Below are 19059 nucleotides of genomic sequence, written 5' to 3' on the forward strand. Positions count from 1 at the left end.
CCCATCCCCTTGCCAGGCCCGGCCGGGCCGAACCGCGCCCCGGTGAACGCCACCGGATCGTCATGCGCCGGCGGTCGGCGCTCCGCCCTGCGGCGGCTGCCCGTAGAAGACCTGCTCGACGACCGTCCGGGCGTGCCGGGTGGTGCGGCGGTAGTCCTCCAGGAACATCCCCGGGTCGTCGTCCGGGCCGTACCCGCAGGCCCGCGCGACCCCGGCGAGCTCCTGCCCCGGCCGGGGCAGCTGGTCGCTGGGGCGGCCGCGCACCAGGAAGACGGCGTTGCGGGCGCGGGTGGCCAGTTCCCAGGAGGCGCGGAGCGCACCGGCCCCCTCGGCGTCGAGCACTCCGGCGGCGGTCAGCGCGTCCAGCGCACCGGGGGTCGCGGTCACCCGCAGCGCCGGGACCTCCGCGGCGTGCTGCAGCTGCAGCAGCTGGGCGGTCCACTCGACGTCGGCCAGGCCGCCCCGGCCCAGCTTGGTGTGCGTGGCCGGATCGGCGCCGCGCGGCAGCCGCTCGCGCTCGACCCGCGCCTTGATCCGGCGGATCTCCGCGACTTGCTCGGCGGACAGCCCGCCGGCCGGGTAGCGGATCGGGTCGACGAGCTCGACGAACGCCGCACCGAGGGCCTCGTCGCCGGCCACGGGAACCGCCCGGAGCAGCGCCTGCACCTCCCACACCGACATCCAGCGCTCGTAGTACTCCCGGAACGCCGGGAGGCTGCGGACCAGCGAGCCCTGCCGGCCCTCCGGCCGCAGGTCGGCGTCGATCTCGAACGCCGGGTCGGGCGCGGGCTCGGCGAGCAGCCGCTGCAGGGTGTGCGCCACGGCGTTCGCCGCGGCCGCGGCCCTCGTCTCGTCGGCGCCCGCCCGGGCCCGGTGCACGAAGAGGACGTCGGCGTCGGACCCGAAGCCCATCTCTCCCCCGCCCAGCCGGCCCATGCCGATGACGGCGAGGTCCGCGGGCAGGTCGGCGACGTCAACCCCGATCTCCTCGGCGTGCGCCCGCAGCGCCGTGTCCAGCCCCGCCTGCAGCGTGGCGACGGCGACGTCGGTGAGCGCCCGCCCCACCTCGTGCACGTCCAGCCGGCCCAGCAGGTCGGCCGAGGCGATCCGCAGGAGCTCCTGCCGGCGCAGCCCCCTGATCACCCGGATGCCGGCCGGTGGATCCGACGCCCGGCCGGCCGCCTGCCGCCACGCGTGGGCCAGGGTGGCCGCCGATCGCGGCGCGAGCTCGGCGTCGTCGGACAGCAGGCGCAGCGCCTCGGGCGTCCGGGTGAGCAGGGCGGCGACGTACTGGCTGGAGCCGAGCAGCTGGGCCAGCCGCTCGGCGACCTGCCCCTCGTCGCGCAGCAGCCGCAGGTACCACTGGTTGCCGCCGAGGGCCTCGCTCACTTGCCGGTAGGCCAGCAGTCCGGCGTCGGGGTTGGGGCAGGAGGCGAACGCCTGCAGGAGCACCGGCAGCAGGTACTTCTGCATCGACGCCGACCGGGAGACGCCGCCGGTGAGCGAGGCCAGGTGCCGCAGCGCCCCGTCGGGGTCGACGAAGCCGAGGGCCCGCAGCCAGTCACCGGCCGCCTTGGAGCCCAGGTGCAGCTGCTCCCCGGGGACGCGCGCGACCGCGGACAGCAGCGGCCGGTAGAAGAGCTTCTCGTGCAGCCGGCGCACCTCGCGGGTGTGCAGCGCCAGCTCCGCGCGCAGCACCTCGACCGCGCCGCCGCGGTGGTCGGGCTTGTAGCCCAGCGCGCGGGCCAGCCAGTGCAGCTGCTGCTCGTCGGTGGGCAGCAGGTGCGTGCGGCGCAACCGCAGCAGCTGCAGCCGGTGCTCGACGGTGCGCAGGAACCGGTAGGAGGCGATCAGCGTGGCGGCGTCCTCCCGCCCGACGTACCCGCCGGCCGACAGCGCCAGGAGGGCCGGCAGCGTCCCGCCCACCCGGAGGTTGGGGTCGCCCCGGCCGTGCACCATCTGCAGCAGCTGGACGGCGAACTCCACGTCGCGCAGGCCGCCCCGGCCGAGCTTGAGCTCCCGGGCGGCCTGGGCCGGCGGGATGTTGGCCTCCACCCGGCGGCGCATGGCCTGCACCTCGCCGACGAAGCCGGGCCGGTCCCCCGCCTTCCACACCAGGGGCCACAGCGCCTCGACGTAGGCGCGGCCGAGGTCGGGATCGCCGGCGACCGGGCGCATCTTCAGCAGCGCCTGGAACTCCCACGTGTCGGCCCACTGCTCGTAGTAGGCGGCGTGCCCGGCGACGGTGCGCACCAGCGCACCCGCCTTGCCCTCCGGGCGCAGCGCGGCGTCGACCTCCCAGGCGGCCTCGCGGCAGATCCGCATCAGTGCGGCGGCGACCCGGGTGGCGCTGGTGATCGCTGGGCCGGTATCGGCCTCCGAACCGTCCGGCCCGGCGGGATCGACCGGCTCGGCGACGAAGACGACGTCGACGTCGCTCACGTAGTTCAGCTCCCGGCCGCCGGTCTTGCCCAGCGCGATGACGGCCAGCCGGCAGGCGGGGGCGTCGTCGGGCTGCTCGGCGACGGCGAGCGCGAGGCCGGCGGTGAGCACCGCGGCGGCGATGTCGGCGAGCTCGGCGGCGGCCTCTTCGGCCGGGACGCCGTCGGCGAGGTCCCGCCCGGCGAGGGACAGGATCGCCCTGCGGTAGGCGTGCCGCAGGGCCGCGATCCGGGAGGGCCCGGCGTCCGGCGCGCCCCTGCCGAGCCGGACGCCCCACGGGGGGTCGTCGGGATCGGCGCCGACCGCTGCGAGCAGCTGCCGCTCCAGCGCCTGCGGGGTGGGCCGGTTCGGCCCGTGCTCGTCGTCGAGGACCTCCCAGTCCAGCGGGTACGCGGCGAGGTGGTCGGCCAGCCCGGAGCTGGCACCCAGGACGGCCAGCAGCCGGCCCCGGAGCTGACCGGAGCCGCGCAGCCGGGCCAGCAGCGTGGCCGCCGCGCCCCCCGAGCCGTCCTCGGCATCCAGGGCCTCGATCACCCGGTGCAGCGAGCGCAGCGCGAGGTCGGGGTCACCGGCGCGGGCGAGGGCGGCGACGACAGGGCCGGCCTCGGGGTCGGCCGGCTCGTTGCGCTCGAGGTCCCACAGGCCGAGCGCGGGGTCCGAGAGCAGGCGCGCCGCGCGTTCGCCGTCCTCGAAGCCGAACCGGACCAGCCGGACGACCGCCCGGCGCGGGATCTCCGCCTGCGGGACCGTCACGCGGCGGCCTCGGCCCGCGACCGGACCAGGGCGGCGAACCGCCCGGCGAACGGTTCCCAGGCCTGGGCGACGTCGTCGTGCGCGGCGGTCGCACGGGCGCAGAGGGTCTCGACGTCCAGCGGGTGCGCGGCGACGCCGACCGGGTCGCTGGCGGCCCAGGCGCGCACCATCTCGGGCGTCGTCTCGATGTGGAACTGCAGCGCGTAGACGTGCGCGCCGAGCCGGAAGGCCTGGTTCGGGTAGTGCGGGTTGCTCGCCAGCAGGGTCGCGCCGCGCGGGAGCCGGTCGATCTCGTCGTGGTGCCACTGGATGACGTCGGGCGACAGCGGCAGCGGGCCGAACACCGGGTCGGCGTCCGCGGCGTCCCGCTTCGCCACCAGCGTGGCGCCCACCTCGGGCCCGTCGACGCCCACGCGGGTGCTGCCGCCGCCCACCTGTGCCAGCAGCTGGGCGCCCAGGCAGATCGCCAGGGTGGGCAGGTCCGCCTCGACCGCCTGGCGGAGCAGCGCGCGCACGCCGACGAGCTCCGGGCTGGTGGCCTCGTCGTCCATTGACGACTGCGGGCCGCCGAGGACGAGCAGGCCGTCGACCCCCTGCAGGCTCTCCGGCAGCGGGTCGCCGGTGCCGAGGTGCCGCTCGTCGAGCTCCAGGCCGGCCGCGCGCAGCCACTCCCCCAGCCGCGCGGGCGGGTCGGTCTCGCTCGGGACGACGACAAGCAGGCGGCCGCGGGAGGTCACGCGGTCGAGGTTAGTGGCCGCGAGGCGAGCCCTCTCGCCCCCGCTCTCCGGGTGTTGTCCGCGCTCCGGGGGCGCTGCAGCACCCGGAGGGCACGAGCAGCACCCCGGGAGCGGGTCATCACAGGCCGGGGAGATAGCGCTGCAGCTCGAAGGGCGTGACGTTCTGCCGGTAGGAGTTGAACTCCTCCCACTTGTTGCGCAGGAAGAACGAGAACACGTGCTCGCCCAGGGTCTCCGCGACCAGCTCGCTGCCCTGCATCGCGGTGAGCGCCTCGCCCAGCGACACCGGCAGGTCCTCGTACCCGGCCGCGCGCCGCTCGGTGTCGGTGAGCGACCAGACGTCGTCCTCGGCCTCGGGCGGCAGCTCGTAGCCCTTCTCGATCCCCCGCAGCCCGGCGGCCAGGAGGACGGCGAAGGTGAGGTACGGGTTGCAGGCCGAGTCCGGCGAGCGGACCTCCACCCGGGCCGACTGCGCCTTGCTCGGCTTGTAGCTCGGCAGGCGGACCAGGGCCGAGCGGTTCGCGCGACCCCACGTCGCCGCCGTCGGCGCCTCGGTGCCGGCCAGCAGCCGCCGATAGGAGTTGACCGTCTGGTTGGTGACGGCGGTGACCTCGCGGGCGTGGGTGAGCAGCCCGGCGATGAACTGCTTGCCGGTGGTCGACAGCCGCATGGGGTCGGCCGGGTCGTGGAAGGCATTGCGGTCGCCCTCGAAGAGCGAGAGGTGCGTGTGCATCGCGGAGCCGGCCAGCTCGGTGAACGGCTTGGGCATGAAGGTGGCGTGCACGCCCTGGGCGAGCGCCACCTCCCGGACGACGTGCCGCAGCGTCATGATGTTGTCGGCCATCGACAGGGCGTCGGCGTAGCGCAGGTCGATCTCCTGCTGGCCGGGCGCGACCTCGTGGTGGCTGAACTCCACCGAGATGCCCATCGCCTCCAGCGCGAAGACCGCCTCCCGCCGGAAGTCGTGCGCCACGTTGTGCGTGGACAGGTCGAAGTAGCCGCCGGTGTCGGCCGGCTGCGGCGGGGTGCCGTCGCTGGGGAGGTCCTTGAGCAGGAAGAACTCGACCTCGGGGTGGGTGTAGAAGGTGAAGCCCATGTCGGCGGCCTTGGCCAGCGTCCGGCGCAGGACGTGCCGGGGGTCGGCCCAGGACGGCGAGCCGTCGGGCAGCGTGATGTCGCAGAACATCCGCGCGGTGTCGCTGGCCCGCCCCTCGCGGGCCGGCATCACCTGGAAGGTGCCCGGGTCGGGCTTGGCCAGCATGTCCGACTCGTAGACGCGGGCGAACCCCTCGATGGCCGAGCCGTCGAAGCCGATGCCTTCGGCGAACGCCGCCTCGATCTCGGCGGGGGCCACCGCGACGGCCTTGAGGTAGCCGGAGACGTCGGTGAACCACAGCCGGACGAACCGGATGTCGCGCTCTTCCAGGGTCCGCAGGACGAACTCCTGCTGTCGGTCCATGCCCGCCATGATCCAGTCCGCTCGTTTCGGGGGTGTGACGACGCCGCTTGCCGGACCTAGCCTGCCCCTTCCAGGCGATCGACACACGAGCGCCCGGCCGTGTCTGGTCAGCTTTCGCCCACGGTGGCCCACCGGTCGATGGAGCGATCACGCAAGCGATCGCAAATCCCTGCGCAGTTCTTGCAGTTCTTGCGCTACCCTCGTCCCATGTCACGTCGCTTGGCCGAGGTCGCCCAGAAGGTTGGAGTCAGCGAGGCGACCGTCAGCCGTGTCCTCAACGGGAAGCCGGGCGTCTCGGACACCACTCGCGAAGCCGTGCTCACCGCTCTCGACGTCCTCGGATACGAGCGGCCGACGAAGCTGCGCGGCGAGCGCGCCCGTCTGGTCGGCCTGGTGATGCCGGAGCTGCAGAACCCGATTTTCCCCGCCTTCGCCGAGGTGGTGGGCGGATCACTCGCTCAACGCGGCTTCACCCCGGTGCTGTGCACCCAGACCGCCGGAGGGATCGACGAGGCCGACTACATCGACCTACTGCTGGGTCAACAGGTCTCCGGCATCGTGTTCGCCGGCGGCAACTACGCGCAACGCGACGCGGCGCACGGGCACTACGAGCGGCTCGCCCGGCGACAGCTCCCGGTCGTCCTGGTCAACGCGTCGATCGAGACCCTGCACTTCCCCCGCGTGTCCTGCGACGACGAGGTGGCCGTCGAGCAGGCGTTCGGCCATCTGGTGTCGTTGGGGCACACGGAGATTGGCATGCTGATCGGTCCACCCGACCACGTGCCGTCGCAGCGAAAGCTCCGCGCCGCCGAAGCGATGGCCGAGCAGCTCGATGTCTCGCTGCCGCCACAACGCGTGGTGCGCGGGGCTTACTCCCTGGAGAGCGGCCAGGCCGCCGCCGCTCGCCTGCTCGGCGAGGGGGTCACCGGCATCATCTGCGCCAGCGACCCGCTGGCCCTCGGTGCCGTCCGCGCGGCCCGCCGGGCCGGGCTGCGCGTTCCGCACGACGTGTCGATCGTGGGGTACGACGACTCGGCGCTGATGAACTGCACCGACCCGCCGCTGACCACCGTGCGGCAGCCGATCGAAGCGATGGGACGCGCCGCGATCGACCTGCTGGTGGGACAGATCGCCGGGGCATCGGTCACCCACGACGAGCTGCGTTTCGAACCCGAGCTCGTCGTCCGGGGTTCGACGACCCGCGCCCCGGCCTGATCCTCACCACCTAGGTCACGTATCAAAAACACAGCTGTCGAGTTATTGCGTTGATCTGCACTGTGGATTAGGTTCCCGCTCGCGATGTTGCGTAAGTCACAGCGACGCACCCCGCCGGCCGGGCGATCAGCTCCGGCTGCTCCGCAACGACGCGAGGAGCCCTCCGGTGAGAGAGCAGGCCGATACCGGACGAGCCGCAGGGCCGGCTGCCTCCCACCCTGCCGGCCGCCATTCCTGGTGGACCAGCGCCGTCATCTACGAGATCTACCCTCGCAGCTTCGCGGACGGGAACGGCGACGGAACGGGTGATCTGGCGGGCGTCCGCTCCCGGCTGCCCTACCTGCGCGACCTCGGCGTCGACGCGCTGTGGTTCACGCCGTGGTACCGCTCCCCGCTGGCCGACGGTGGCTACGACGTCGCCGACTACCGCAGCATCGATCCGACCTTCGGCACCCTTGCCGACGCCGAGGCCCTGATCAGCGAGGCGCTCGAGCTCGGCATCCGCACCGTCATCGACGTGGTCCCGAACCACGTATCCGTCGAGCACGAGTGGTTCCGGGCGGCGCTCGCCGCAGGGCCCGGCGCACCTGAACGCGACAGGTTCTGGTTCCACCCCGGCCGTGGCGAGGACGGCGAGGAGATCCCGACCAGGTGGGTGTCGGACTTCGCCGGTCCCACGTGGACCCGGACGACGAACCCCGACGGCACGCCCGGCGAGTGGTACCTGCACCTGTTCACCCCGGAACAGCCCGACCTCAACTGGAACCACCCCGACGTCGCGGCCGAGCACGAGGCGATCCTGCGCTTCTGGTTCGACCGGGGCGTCGCCGGCATCCGCATCGATTCGGCCGCCCTGCCGATCAAGGATCCCGCCCTGCCCGAGGTGCCACCCTCGCCCACTCCCGGGGCGCACCCCCATCTCGACCGGGACGAGTTGCACGACGTCTACCGATCGTGGCGGGCGCTCGCGGACACCTACGATCCGCCTCGGATCCTGGTCGGGGAGGTCTGGCTGCCCGACCCCGCGCGTTTCGCCCGGTACCTGCGTCCCGACGAGATGCACACCGCCTTCAACTTCGACTTCATGGCCCAGCCGTGGGAGCCCAAGGCGCTGCGCGAGTCGATCGACACGACGCTCGAGGCGCACAGCCTGGTCGGCGCTCCGGCCACGTGGGTGCTGTCCAACCACGACGTCACCCGACCGGTCACCCGCTACGGCCGCGAGGACTCGTCCTTCTCCTTCGCCGCCAAGCGGTTCGGCATCCCCACCGATCTCACCGTGGGTAGGCGCCGGGCGCGGGCCGCCGCGCTGCTCACCGCGGCGCTGCCCGGCTCGCTGTACATCTACCAGGGGGACGAGCTTGGCCTGCCCGAGGTGGAGGACCTCCCCCGCGAGCTGCTAGAGGACCCGATGCACTTCCGGTCCGGGGGCTGCGACCCCGGCCGCGACGGGTGCCGCGTGCCCCTGCCGTGGTCCGGGAACCGGCCCCCCTTCGGTTTCACCTCCGGCGCTACGACCTGGCTGCCCCAGCCGGAGGACTGGCACAGGCTCACCGTGGAACGGCAGAGCGAGGACTCGTCCTCCATGCTCTGCCTCTACCGGGCGGCCCTGTCGCTGCGGCGGCGCGAGCGCGACCTGCGCGACGGCGCGCTGCGGTGGCTCGACTCCCCCGACGACGTGATCGCCTTCGCCCGTGGCGCGACCTTCGCCTGCGTGGTGAACCTGGGCCTCAGGCCTACTCCGCTTCCCGAGAACTTCACGGTGCTGCTGACCAGTGACGACCTCGTCGACGGCCAGCTGCCCCCGGACACCGCGACGTGGCTGTGCAGCGCGGTCTCCCCCGATCTGTGATCGATCCGACCCCGATGAAGGAGAACCCATGAGAACCGGACGCACACCCTGGGCGATGGCCCTCACCAGCGCGGTCGCGATCGCCTCGCTCGCAGCCTGCAGCTCGGACGCGGGAGGCGAGGCTTCGGGGAAGCAGGTGCTCCGCGTCGTCAGCCTCCTGCCCGGTTCCGAACAGGCAGCGTTCGACGCCTTCGACGCCCGGGTCGCGGCGTTCGAGGACGCCAACCCGGACATCGACGTCCAGCAGGAGGAGTACGAGTGGGAGGCGACGACCTTCGCCTCCCAGCTCGCCGGCGGCACCCTGCCCGACGTCTTCGAGATCCCGCTGACCGATGCCCGGACGCTCATCGAGAACGGCCAGCTGGCCGACCTCAACGACCAGTTCGAGCAGCTGGACTACGCGGGTGAGTTCAACGAGAACCTGCTCGAGGCGGGCCGCGGCGAGGACGGCCACGTGTACGCGATCCCGGCCAAGTCCATCTACGGCGTCGCGCTGCACTACAACCGCGCACTGTTCGAGCAGGCCGGTCTCGACCCCGACCAGCCGCCGACGACGTGGGAAGAGGTCCGCGCCTACGCCAAGCAGATCAAGGACGCGACCGGTGTGGCGGGCTACGGGATGATGGCGTCCGGGTCCACCGGCGGCTGGCAGCTGACCGCGGCGACCTACTCGCGCGGCGGCGTGGTGCAGGAGGCCGACGGCGAGTCCTACGAGTCGACCATCGACAACGACGCCACCCGTGCGCACCTGGAGATGCTGCGGGCGATGCGCTGGGAGGACGACTCGCTGCTGGCCGACTCCACACTGGCCTGGGACACCATCAACCAGGCCTTCGCCGCCGGCCAGGTGGCGATGTACACCAATGGTTCCGACGTCTACAACAGCCTGGTCGAGACCTTCGGCGTCACCGGGGAGGACTACGGCCTCACCGCGATGCCGCTCGAGGGCGAGGACGCAGGAGCGCTGGTGGGCGGCACGCTTGCCGCGGTCGGCGCGCAGGCCGACGACGCGACGAAGGAGGCGGCCGTGAAGTGGATCGACTTCTTCTACCTGCAGAACCTCGTCGAGGAGGAGCAGGCCGTGGAGAACGCCAAGGTGCGGGCGGAGAACGGCCAGGCCGTCGGTACCCCGGTGCTGCCGATCTTCAGCCGCGAGCAGTACGACGAGGCACTGGGCTGGGTCGAGGAGTACATCAATGTGCCGCTCGACCAGATGAGCGGCTACACCGACGTCGCCTTCGACCAGCCGGTGATCGGCGAGCCGACCCGGGCCACCCAGGAGATCTACGCGCTGCTCAGCACCCCCGTGCAGGCCGTGATCACCGACCAGGGCGCCGACATCGACGAGCTGCTCCAGACGGCCGACACGCAGGCGCAGGATCTGCTCGACCAGGAGTGAAGGACCACGGTGCCCGGCGGTGATGATCCCCGCCGGGCACCGGTGACTCCCACCTCCCTCAGAGAAGAGGCTCTGTTGACGCTCGACACCCCTCCGCGCAGGAGCCTGCCGATGCGGCGGCGCGGCCTGCCGCGCAGGCAGCGCACCGGCGGGCTGAGCACGTTTCTCTTCGCGCTCCCGCTCCTCGTCGTCTTCGGTGTCTTCGCCTGGTTGCCGATCGGCCGGTCGCTGATCATGAGCTTCCAGGAGACGAACCTCCTGACGACCTCGTGGGTGGGCCTGGACAACTTCCGAGCCGTCTTCGCCGACCCTCGCCTGGTCACGGCGATCGTCAACACCGGCTGGTTCGCGCTGCTGGCCCTCGTCTTCGGCTATCCCCTTCCACTGGTCGCCGCCGTCCTGATGAGCGAGGTGCGCCGCAGGAAGGGGCTCTACTCGGCGCTGGCCTACCTCCCGGTCGTCGTGCCACCGGTCGTCGCCGTACTGCTGTGGCGGTTCTTCTACGACCCCCGGCCCGAAGGCGTCTTCAACACGCTCCTGGGCGCGGTCGGCATCGACCCGCTCCCCTGGCTGCAGAGCGCCACCTGGGCCATGCCGTCCCTGGTCCTGGAGGCGACCTGGGCGGCGGCCGGCGGAACGATGATCATCTACCTGGCCGCACTGACGAGCGTGCCGCCCGAGCTCTACGACGCCGCGGAGGTCGACGGCGCCTCGATCTGGCGGAAGGTCTGGCACGTCACCCTTCCACAGCTGCGCGGGGTCCTGCTGATCACCTTCATCCTGCAGATCATCGGGACGGCGCAGGTCTTCCTCGAGCCGTACCTGTTCACCAACGGCGGACCCGCCGACGCCACGCTGACGGTCCTCCTACTGATCTACCGCTACGCCTTCGGGCAGAGCTTGGGGGCCGACTACGGGCAGGCGACCGCGTTGAGCCTGCTGCTCGCCGCCTTCCTGGCCGTGCTGTCGCTCATCTACTTCCGCCTGACCCGCAACTGGAGCGCGACGTGACGACGACGGACCCGATGCCGACGTCCTCCACCGCGGCGCCTGCGGCGGTCGCCGCGCTACCCGCCGCCGCCGTGCCCGGCGCCTCCCCGCCCCGAGAACGGCCTGCACGGCGCGGCCGGCGCCGCGCCGAACGCGCCCCCGAGGAGCAGCGGGGAGCGGTCTCGGCGCTGGAGTGGCGCAGGACGTCGGTCCGGTTCGGGCTGAGAGGAGCGCACCTGCTGCTCCTCGCCCTGCTGATCGTCTGGGGCATCGGACCGCTGGTACTCCTGGTCAAGTTCGCCGTCACCCCGACCCAGGACATCCTGCGCACACCCCTGGCCTGGTTCCCGAACGGCTTCGCGTGGGAGAACCTCACGGAGGCGTGGACCGACGTCCGGATCAGCCACTACTTCCTCAACTCGGTGCTCCTCGCCCTCGGTGCCTGGGTCTGCCAGATCGTCGTCGCCACGACCGGTGGGTACGTGCTGTCGGTACTGCGCCCCCGGTACGCCAAGGCGCTCAACTGGGCGGTCCTCGCGACCCTGTTCATCCCCGCGGTCGTGCTGCTGGTCCCGCTGTACCTGACGATCCTCCGGCCCCCGGTCGGGCCGTCGCTGCTCAACAGCTACTGGGCGGTCTGGCTGCCCGCGGGCGCGAGCGCCTTCAACGTGGTGCTCGTCGCGCGCTTCTTCGACTCCCTGCCGCGCGAGGTCTTCGAGGCAGCGCGCGTCGACGGGGCCGGGTCCTTCCGCTTGTTCTGGTCGATCGTGCTGCCCATGAGCAAGCCCATCCTCGGTGTCGTGTCGGTCTTCGCCGTCATCGCCTCGTGGAAGGATTTCCTCTGGCCGCTCCTGGTGCTGCCCAACCCCGATCTGCAGCCGCTGTCGGTGCGACTGCCGGCGTTGCAGGCCACCACGGACCTCGGGGTGCTCATGGCTGCACTGGCGATCTCCACGATCATCCCGGTGCTGGTGTTCCTGCTCGCCCAGCGGTTGTTCCTGCGCGGCGCCGGCCTGGGAGGCGCCGTCAAGGGCTGACCCACGGCCTGCGAGACGCAGCAGACCACCCGAGCCGGACAGCACCCCCTCGGGCGGGGGGTGGGGGCAGCGGCCAGACTGGTCGCGTGAGTGATCAGCAGCCGGTGCAGTTGCGGGTGGCCATGGCCCAGGTCGACACCCGCGTCGGGGACCTCGCGGGCAACGCCGACCTGGTCGTGCGCTGGGCGGCGGAGGCGTCGGCAGCGGGCGCGCAGCTCGTCGTCTTCCCCGAGATGACGCTCACCGGCTACCCGCCGGAGGACCTGGCGCTGCGCGAGTCGTTCGCCCGCGCCAGCGAGCAGTCGCTGGTCGACCTCGCGGGGCGGCTGGCCGCCGATGGGCTCGGGGCGCTCGCCGTCGTGGTCGGGTACCTGGCGCACACCGAGGGCAGCGGGCCGGCGCCGGTCGACGAGCCGCCCACCGACGACGACCGGCCGTCGGACGCCAACCCGCGGCGGGGTGCGCCGCGCAACGCCGCCGCTCTGCTGCACGGCGGCGAGGTCGTCGCCCGCTACTACAAGCGGCACCTGCCCAACTACGGCGTCTTCGACGAGGCCCGGTACTTCGTGCCCGGCACCGATCTGCCGGTGGTGCGGCTGCACGGGGTCGACGTGGCGCTGACCATCTGCGAGGACCTCTGGGTCGAGGGCGGGCCGTGCGGGGTGGCCGGCGAGGCCGGCGTCGACCTCGTGGTCTCCCCCAACGCCTCCCCGTACGAGCGGGCCAAGGACGACCTGCGGCTGCCGCTGGTCCGCCGCCGGGCGGCCGAGGCGCGGGCGGCGATCCTGTACTGCAACCAGGTCGGCGGGCAGGACGAGCTGGTGTTCGACGGCGACTCGATGGCCGTCTCCCCCACCGGTGAGCTGCTGGCCCGCGCGCCGCAGTTCGTCGAGCACCTGCTCACCGTCGACCTGCGGCTGGACCCCTCGGCGGTGCCGGAGCGGCGCGAGGGCCGGGTCGGCCCCATGACCGTCACCCGGCACGTGGTCTCCGACGAGCCGGTGCCGCCGTACGAGCCCCGGCCGGCGTCGATCGCCGAGCCGCTCAGCGACTGCGAGGAGGTCTGGCGAGCGCTCGTCCTGGGCCTGCGTGACTTCATCGACAAGAACGGGATGCCCTCGGTGGTGCTGGGGCTCTCCGGCGGGATCGACTCCGCCGTCTGCGCCGCCCTCGCCGTCGACGCGCTGGGCGCCGACCGGGTGCACGGCGTGGGCCTGCCGTCGACGTGGTCGAGCGAGCACTCCCTGGCCGACGCCGAGGACCTCGCCCGCCGCACCGGGCTGCACTACTCGGTCGTCCCGATCGCCCCCATGGTCGACAGCTTCCACGGGGCGGCCGAGCTCACCGGCGTCGCCGCGGAGAACCTGCAGGCCCGGGTGCGCGGCACCCTGCTCATGGGGCTGTCCAACCAGCACGGCCACCTGCTGCTGACCACCGGCAACAAGAGCGAGGTGGCGGTCGGCTACTCGACCCTCTACGGCGACTCCGCCGGCGGGTTCGCCCCCATCAAGGACGTGCCCAAGACGCTGGTCTGGGAACTGGCCCGCTGGCGCAACACGCACGCCCGCGGCCGCGGGGAGACCGAGCCGATCCCGCAGAACTCGATCGACAAGCCGCCGTCGGCCGAGCTCGCGCCCGGGCAGGTGGACAGCGACTCGCTGCCCTCCTACGACCTGCTGGACGCCGTGATCACCGACTACGTCGACCGCGACCTCGGCCTGGCCGAGCTGCTGGAGCGGGGCCACGACGCCGAGGTGGTGGCCCGGGTCCTCCGGCTGGTGGACGCCGCCGAGTTCAAGCGCCGCCAGTCCGCCCCCGGTACCAAGATCAGCCTCAAGGCGTTCGGCCGCGACCGGCGGCTGCCGATCACCAACCGGTGGCGGGAGACCCTGCCCACGGTCCGCGAAGGAGCCGCGCAGTGAGCGGACAGGGACGTGAGCATCGCAGCGAGCGCCAGCGAGCGAGGAGCGGAGCGGTCCGCGGGAGCGAACAGGAGTCACAGCCATGACCGAGTCGGTGCTCTACGGCGGCCAGTCGACCGCGCGGGTGCGCATCCACCACCTGCAGCAGGCCAAGGCCCGGGGCGAGAAGTGGGCGATGCTCACCGCCTACGACACCTACAGCGCGGCGATCTTCGAGGAGGCCGGCATCCCGGTGCTCCTGGTCGGCGACTCCGCCGGCAACGTGGTCCTCGGCCACACCAGCACGGTGGCCGTCACCGTCGAGGACCTCCTCGTGATGGTCAAGGCCGTCACCCGCTCCACCCGGCGGGCCCTGGTCGTCGCCGACCTGCCCTTCGGCAGCTACGAGTCCGGGCCGCAGCAGGCCTTCGACACCGCCGTCCGGATGATGAAGGAGGGCGGCGCGCAGGCGGTCAAGCTCGAGGGCGGCGTGCGCGTGGCCCCGCAGATCCGGCTGCTGCAGGACTCCGGCATCCCGGTGATGGCGCACATCGGCTTCACGCCGCAGAGCGAGCACGCCCTCGGCGGGTTCCGGGTGCAGGGCCGCGGCGCCGGCGCCGAGCAACTCCTGGCCGACGCGCACGCGGTCCAGGAGGCCGGCGCGTTCGCCGTCGTCCTGGAGATGGTGCCGGCGCAGATCGCCGCCCAGGTGAGCAAGGAGCTGGCCATCCCGACCATCGGCATCGGCGCCGGCGTGGACTGCGACGCCCAGGTGCTGGTGTGGCCGGACATGGCGGGGATGAACGGGGGGCGGGTGCCGAAGTTCGTGAAGAAGTACGCCGACCTGCGGTCCGAGCTGCTGCGCGCGGCGCAGGAGTACGCCGACGACGTCCGCGGCGGGTCGTTCCCCGGGCCCGAGCACTCGTTCGAGTAGACAGCCCCCATGACTCGGTGGTGGCGGATCCCGCAGTGGGTGCGGGGGCTTCAGTTCGACGAAGCGCCGATCCCGGTGCTCCTGCCGGAGCCGCTGGCCTCCGAGGTCCGGGCGTTGCTGGCCCGGGGCGAGCGGGTCGAGGCGGTCCGCCTGGTGCGGCAACGCACCCACCTGAACCTGCTACCGGCCGTCCTGGCCGTCGACGCGATGGGTCCTGAGTGTTCCTGACCGGCACCCGCCGGCGGCCGCCCGGTGCAGCAGTGCGCCGTAGCCCACGGCGTTGAGTCCGAGCGCGACGCTGTAGATGCCCGCCTGCAGCCCGGGAGCGCGCACGTCGAGAGCCAGCGGGCCGACGACGTAGTGGCCCAGGAAGCCGCCGTCGTACCCGGGCAGCCCCGCCTCGGCGCGCAGCGCCAGCTCCAGCGTGGTCAGCGGGCAGTCGGCGCCGGCCAGGTTGACGGCGAGGATCGCCAGCGCCACCGGGGCGTGCAGCAGCATCAGCCGGCGCCACCGCAGGGCGAGCAGGGCGCCGACCAGCATGAACAGGACGGCGGCAGCGTGCAGGACGGCCACCGCGTTCGCGAGCAGCACGCACCCACTGTGCCACCCGGGCGGGTGTTGAGCGGCGGCGCCGGGGCGGCCTAGGGTCCCCGCGATGATCACGCCCTCGCACACCGTCGAGCTGCGCCCGTCGCTGCGGACGATGGGGCAGGCGCTCGTCGCACCTGTGCAACTGCTGGCCCTGGCGCTGCTGGCGCTGCTCGTCGCCATCCAGGCGTCGGCCGGTGACCCGCGGCTGCTGTGGCTCGCCGGCGCCGGCCTCGGGATCCTGGTCCTGGTGGGCGCGCTCTGGCGACTCCTGGGGCGATTGCAGGTCACCGGGCAGGCGGTGCGCTACCGGAACGTGGTGTGCACCCGGGCCGTGCCGCGGTCCCGGGTCGCCGAGGTGGTCCTGCTGCCGGGGTTCCGGGACGGCCGGGGCGCCCGCCCGTCCGGCCTGCTGGTCCTCCTGGACGCCGCCCGGCGCCCGCTGCTGCGCCTGGACGGGTTGTGGTGGGGCCGTGACCGGCTCTCCGCCATCGCGGAGGTCGTCGGGGCCCCGGTGCGGCTGGTCCCCGGGGAGCTCACCCCCCTGGACCTCCCCTGGCGGAACGTCTACGAGCTGCCGTGGCGGCACCGCCACCCGTACCTGGTCCAGGTCCTCACGTCGACGGCCGTCATCGGCGGCGCCCTGGCCGCCGCCTGGCTGGTCGGGAGCTGAGCGGCGGTCAGCCGGCGAGCTGGGCGAGCAGCACCACCGGCGCCTCCACCAGCGACGGGCCGTACCAGGTGAGGTGCCGGCCGCTGACGAACGCCGGCCGCGCCTGCGGCCACGCCTCCGGCCCGTCGTCGGGGGTGAAGGCGTAGGGCTCGTCGGGGAACACGACCAGCTCGGCCGGAACGGCGCCAGGCTCGTCGCGGCTCAGCTTCGGATAGCGGTCGGCGGAGCCCGCGAAGACGTTGCGGACGCCGAGCCTTGCCAGGACGTCGCCGGCGAAGGTGTCCCGGCCCAGCACCATCCACGGCCGCCGCCAGATCGGGACGACGGCGTGGACCCCGGGCAGTCGCGGCGGGTCGGCCCAGACCTCCCGCGCGCGGACCAGCCACCCGGGGTCGGGCCGGTCGAGCGCCGCGAGCAGGCGGCCGAGCGAGTCCAGCGCCTGGTCCACCGTCGCCGGCGCGGTCACCCACACCGGGACGCCGGCCGCCCGCAGCGCCGCGACGTCCTCGTCCCGGTTCTCCTCGGCGTTCGCGACGACCAGGTCGGGCGCGAGGTCGAGCACCCGGGTCACGTCCGGCCACTTGGTGCCGCCCACGCGCGGCACGTCGAGATCCGCGGGGTGCGTGCACCAGTCGGTCGCCCCGGCGAGCAGCGCCGGATCGGTCGCCGCCACCGCCTCGGTCAGCGACGGGACGAGGGACACCACGCGCCGCGGCGGCGCTCCCGGGAACGGCGTCCCCAGGTCGTCGGGCATCCCTACACGTCGGTGACGCGGATGCCGGCGTGCACCTTGTAGCGGCGGTTCACCGACACCAGGTTGATCGTCAGCGCCTCGACCTGGCGGGCGTTGCGCAGCCGCCCGGCGTAGATCCCGCGCATGCCCGGGATCCGCCCGGCCAGCGCCTGCACCGTGTCCATCGAGGCGCGGTCGTCACCGACGACCATCACGTCGCCGTCGATGGTCGGCTTGGAGAGGTCCTCGAGCAGCGTGGCGGAGAGGTGGTGGAAGGCGCCCACCACGTGCGAGTCCGGCAGCAGGGCGGCCGCCTGCTGGGCGACGCTGCCCTCGGCGACGTCGAGCACGTAGGCGCCGAGCTCGTCGAACCCCATCGGGACGACGCAGTCGACGACGATCTTCCCGGCCAGCGGGGTGGCGAGCTCGGCCAGCGTGGCCGCGTGCCCCGCGAAGGGCACCGCCACGATTACCAGGTCGGCCGCGCCCGCGACGTCGACGTTCGAGCCGCCGGTGACCGAGACCTCGCCCGCGCCGGCGACCGTGGCCGCACGCTCGGCGACCTCCCCGGCCACCTCGGCGGCGCGCTCGGCGTCCCGCGACCCGAGCAGCATGCGCTGCCCCTGGGCGGCCAGCCGGACGGCCAGCCCGCGACCCTGCGGCCCGGTACCGCCCAGCACACCCACGACCAGTTCCTCGACCGCGCGACCGTCCGTCACGTCCACCCCTTCCGCGGCGCCGGACGACCCGGCGGCTGGCACCGATCATGCCTGGCCCTCACGACGGCGCTCAGCCCTCCTTCCACTCCCGGTCCTCGGCGTCGAGCTCCTCGTTGCGCTCGGCGACCGACTGCAGGGCGTGCTCGGCCTCCTGCGGGGTGTCGTACGGGCCGAGCCGGTACTTGGCGGCGCAGCCCTCCCGCGGCTCGACCGTGTTGTGCTTGAGACAGAAGTACCAGGGTCCCTCGGCCACGTGCCCTCCTTCGCTCGTCGTCGGCTCCCAGCCTCGCACCCGGCGGCGGTGGCCGCTCGGCCCTCTCCCGTGACCTGCGCGTTCACGATCGGCCGCCTCCGGCGTCCAGTGGGTGGGACGGCGGGCCGCCATCGGATGCCTCGTGCACGAAACTGTGCCGGAAAACCGGCCGGTGGTGCATGCTGCCCCGGTGATCGGCCCCGCTCCGCACGCCCCTGACCTCGGCATCGGCGTTCCGGAGCCGGCTCCGGCGCACGGACTGGGCCGGCAGGTCGCCGCCCTCACCGTGGCCGCCCTGCTCGCCATGGGCGCCCTCATGGGGTCGGTCAACCTCGTCATGGACGGCGTGCTCCGCGACGGCCTCGCCCGCTGGGTCTACGCCGCCACCATGCTGCTGCTGCTCGTGATCGCCGCCTCCGTGGCGCTGCACGGGCGGGTCGGGGACGGCCACACGTTCGCGCTGGTGCTGGTCGGTGACCTGATCTACCTGGTCGTCGTGCTCTGCATCCACGACCCGCTGCGGTACGCCACGCCGCTGATGCTGCTGTTCCCGGCACTGGTGGCGGCCTGGTTCCTGACGCTGCGCCAGCTGTACGTGCACATGGGGGTGACCGGGGCGGTCTGCCTCGCGGCGCTGTGGCCCAGCTACGACAGCGCGATCGCGCTGGGCGTCCAGGCCGGGGTCAGCGCCGGCACGCTGAACGCTGCCGCGATGGGGGTCTACCTGCTCCGCCGGCGGGTGCAGCGGCTGCTGGAGGCGACCGAGACCCTCACCCGACTCGACCCGCTCACCGGGCTGTTCAACCGCCGGTACCTGATCGAGCAGGCCCCCCGCCTGTGGCGCCAGGCGCGCCGGGACGGCACCCAGGTGAGCGCCATGGTGCTCGACCTGGACCACTTCAAGCGGCTCAACGACGAGTTCGGGCACGCCGCGGGTGACGCCGTCCTGGGCGCGGTGGCGCGGTCGCTGGCGATCACCGTCCGCCCGGCCGACGTGCTGGCCCGCACCGGCGGGGAGGAGCTGGTCGTGCTCGGGCTGGTCAGCGACGTGGCGGAGGCGACCCGGCTGGCCGAGCGGCTGCGCGCGGCCGTCGGCGGCGGCCACCGCGCCGACGGGCACGCGGTGACCGCGTCGATCGGCCTGGCCGTGACGCGGCCGGTCGACGGCGAGGACGCCGTCGAGGCGCTGTGGCGGCTGGTCGACCGGGCCGACGCCGCGATGTACGAGGCCAAACGCGCGGGCCGGGACCGGGTGCACGCCGCGTTGCCCGGCGGCGCCTCCGAGCCCGCCGAGCTGCCGGCCGAGCTGCCGGCGGTCTAGCGCCGTCGGTCCAGCGTCATCCTCCGCCGGGGGGACGGCACCGGCCGGCGATC

16 protein-coding genes are annotated in these 19059 nt (G+C 73.3%); 9 read left to right on the plus strand and 7 right to left on the minus strand.

Annotation, left to right across the window (positions count from 1 at the left end; genetic code table 11):
- Window positions 1-60 precede the first annotated feature (60 nt).
- The 3 genes from BD833_RS07945 to BD833_RS07955 form a co-directional block, all read right to left on the minus strand.
- On the minus strand, window positions 61-3195 hold the full coding sequence (locus BD833_RS07945) for a bifunctional [glutamine synthetase] adenylyltransferase/[glutamine synthetase]-adenylyl-L-tyrosine phosphorylase (protein ID WP_166532592.1): 3135 nt from the start codon (window positions 3193-3195) through the stop codon (window positions 61-63).
- Window positions 3192-3932, minus strand: a complete 741-nt coding sequence (locus BD833_RS07950; RefSeq protein ID WP_166532593.1) for a type 1 glutamine amidotransferase — start codon at window positions 3930-3932, stop codon at window positions 3192-3194. Before BD833_RS07950 ends, BD833_RS07945 begins: the two co-directional genes overlap by 4 nt.
- 118 nt (window positions 3933-4050) lie before the next feature.
- Window positions 4051-5391, minus strand: a complete 1341-nt coding sequence (locus BD833_RS07955) for a glutamine synthetase family protein (RefSeq protein WP_166532594.1) — start codon at window positions 5389-5391, stop codon at window positions 4051-4053.
- A 219-nt stretch (window positions 5392-5610) separates the two neighbouring features.
- Between BD833_RS07955 and BD833_RS07960 the strand changes: the two genes are divergently transcribed.
- From BD833_RS07960 to panB, 7 genes are all read left to right on the plus strand, one after another.
- A complete protein-coding gene (locus tag BD833_RS07960) occupies window positions 5611-6606 on the plus strand; it encodes a LacI family DNA-binding transcriptional regulator (protein WP_243737522.1) in 996 nt (331 codons plus the stop codon).
- Between the two features lie 166 nt (window positions 6607-6772).
- Window positions 6773-8458 carry a glycoside hydrolase family 13 protein gene (locus BD833_RS07965; protein WP_208092424.1) on the plus strand — a complete coding sequence of 562 codons (1686 nt, stop codon included), beginning with the start codon at window positions 6773-6775 and terminating at the stop codon, window positions 8456-8458.
- 28 nt (window positions 8459-8486) lie between these two features.
- Entirely contained in the window at window positions 8487-9857 is a 1371-nt protein-coding gene (locus BD833_RS07970) for an ABC transporter substrate-binding protein (RefSeq protein WP_166532595.1), read from the plus strand.
- A 111-nt stretch (window positions 9858-9968) separates the two neighbouring features.
- Entirely contained in the window at window positions 9969-10868 is a 900-nt protein-coding gene (locus BD833_RS07975; protein ID WP_166532596.1) for a carbohydrate ABC transporter permease, read from the plus strand.
- Complete coding sequence (locus BD833_RS07980; protein ID WP_208092425.1) at window positions 10865-11884, plus strand: carbohydrate ABC transporter permease; 1020 nt, start codon at window positions 10865-10867, stop codon at window positions 11882-11884. The genes BD833_RS07975 and BD833_RS07980 overlap by 4 nt, the downstream gene beginning before the upstream one ends.
- Before the next feature lie 86 nt (window positions 11885-11970).
- Complete coding sequence (locus BD833_RS07985; protein WP_243737523.1) at window positions 11971-13806, plus strand: NAD+ synthase; 1836 nt, start codon at window positions 11971-11973, stop codon at window positions 13804-13806.
- Between the two features lie 82 nt (window positions 13807-13888).
- On the plus strand, window positions 13889-14719 hold the full coding sequence (gene panB / locus BD833_RS07990; RefSeq protein ID WP_166532597.1) for a 3-methyl-2-oxobutanoate hydroxymethyltransferase: 831 nt from the start codon (window positions 13889-13891) through the stop codon (window positions 14717-14719).
- A gap of 180 nt (window positions 14720-14899) precedes the next feature.
- On the opposite strand, the gene BD833_RS07995 is transcribed toward panB, so the two are convergent.
- Window positions 14900-15310: a DUF2784 domain-containing protein gene (locus BD833_RS07995; RefSeq protein ID WP_166532598.1), complete on the minus strand. Its 411-nt coding sequence runs from the start codon at window positions 15308-15310 to the stop codon at window positions 14900-14902.
- Window positions 15311-15374: 64 nt separating this feature from the next.
- Between BD833_RS07995 and BD833_RS08000 the strand changes: the two genes are divergently transcribed.
- Entirely contained in the window at window positions 15375-15980 is a 606-nt protein-coding gene (locus BD833_RS08000) for a hypothetical protein (RefSeq protein ID WP_166532599.1), read from the plus strand.
- 7 nt (window positions 15981-15987) lie between these two features.
- On the opposite strand, the gene BD833_RS08005 is transcribed toward BD833_RS08000, so the two are convergent.
- The 3 genes from BD833_RS08005 to BD833_RS08015 form a co-directional block, all read right to left on the minus strand.
- Entirely contained in the window at window positions 15988-16734 is a 747-nt protein-coding gene (locus tag BD833_RS08005; protein WP_166532600.1) for a helical backbone metal receptor, read from the minus strand.
- A gap of 2 nt (window positions 16735-16736) precedes the next feature.
- The gene (gene npdG, locus BD833_RS08010; protein WP_166532601.1) at window positions 16737-17432 is read right to left on the minus strand and encodes an NADPH-dependent F420 reductase; all 696 of its coding nucleotides are present in this window, start codon (window positions 17430-17432) and stop codon (window positions 16737-16739) included.
- 70 nt (window positions 17433-17502) lie between these two features.
- The gene (locus BD833_RS08015; RefSeq protein ID WP_166532602.1) at window positions 17503-17685 is read right to left on the minus strand and encodes a hypothetical protein; all 183 of its coding nucleotides are present in this window, start codon (window positions 17683-17685) and stop codon (window positions 17503-17505) included.
- A 190-nt stretch (window positions 17686-17875) separates the two neighbouring features.
- Here BD833_RS08015 and BD833_RS08020 point away from each other — a divergent pair, with 190 nt between their 5' ends.
- Entirely contained in the window at window positions 17876-19006 is a 1131-nt protein-coding gene (locus BD833_RS08020; RefSeq protein WP_166532603.1) for a GGDEF domain-containing protein, read from the plus strand.
- The last annotated feature ends 53 nt before the right edge of the window (window positions 19007-19059 follow it).

The organism is Blastococcus xanthinilyticus (genome assembly GCF_008124835.1).
Lineage (GTDB): Bacteria > Actinomycetota > Actinomycetes > Mycobacteriales > Geodermatophilaceae > Blastococcus > Blastococcus xanthinilyticus.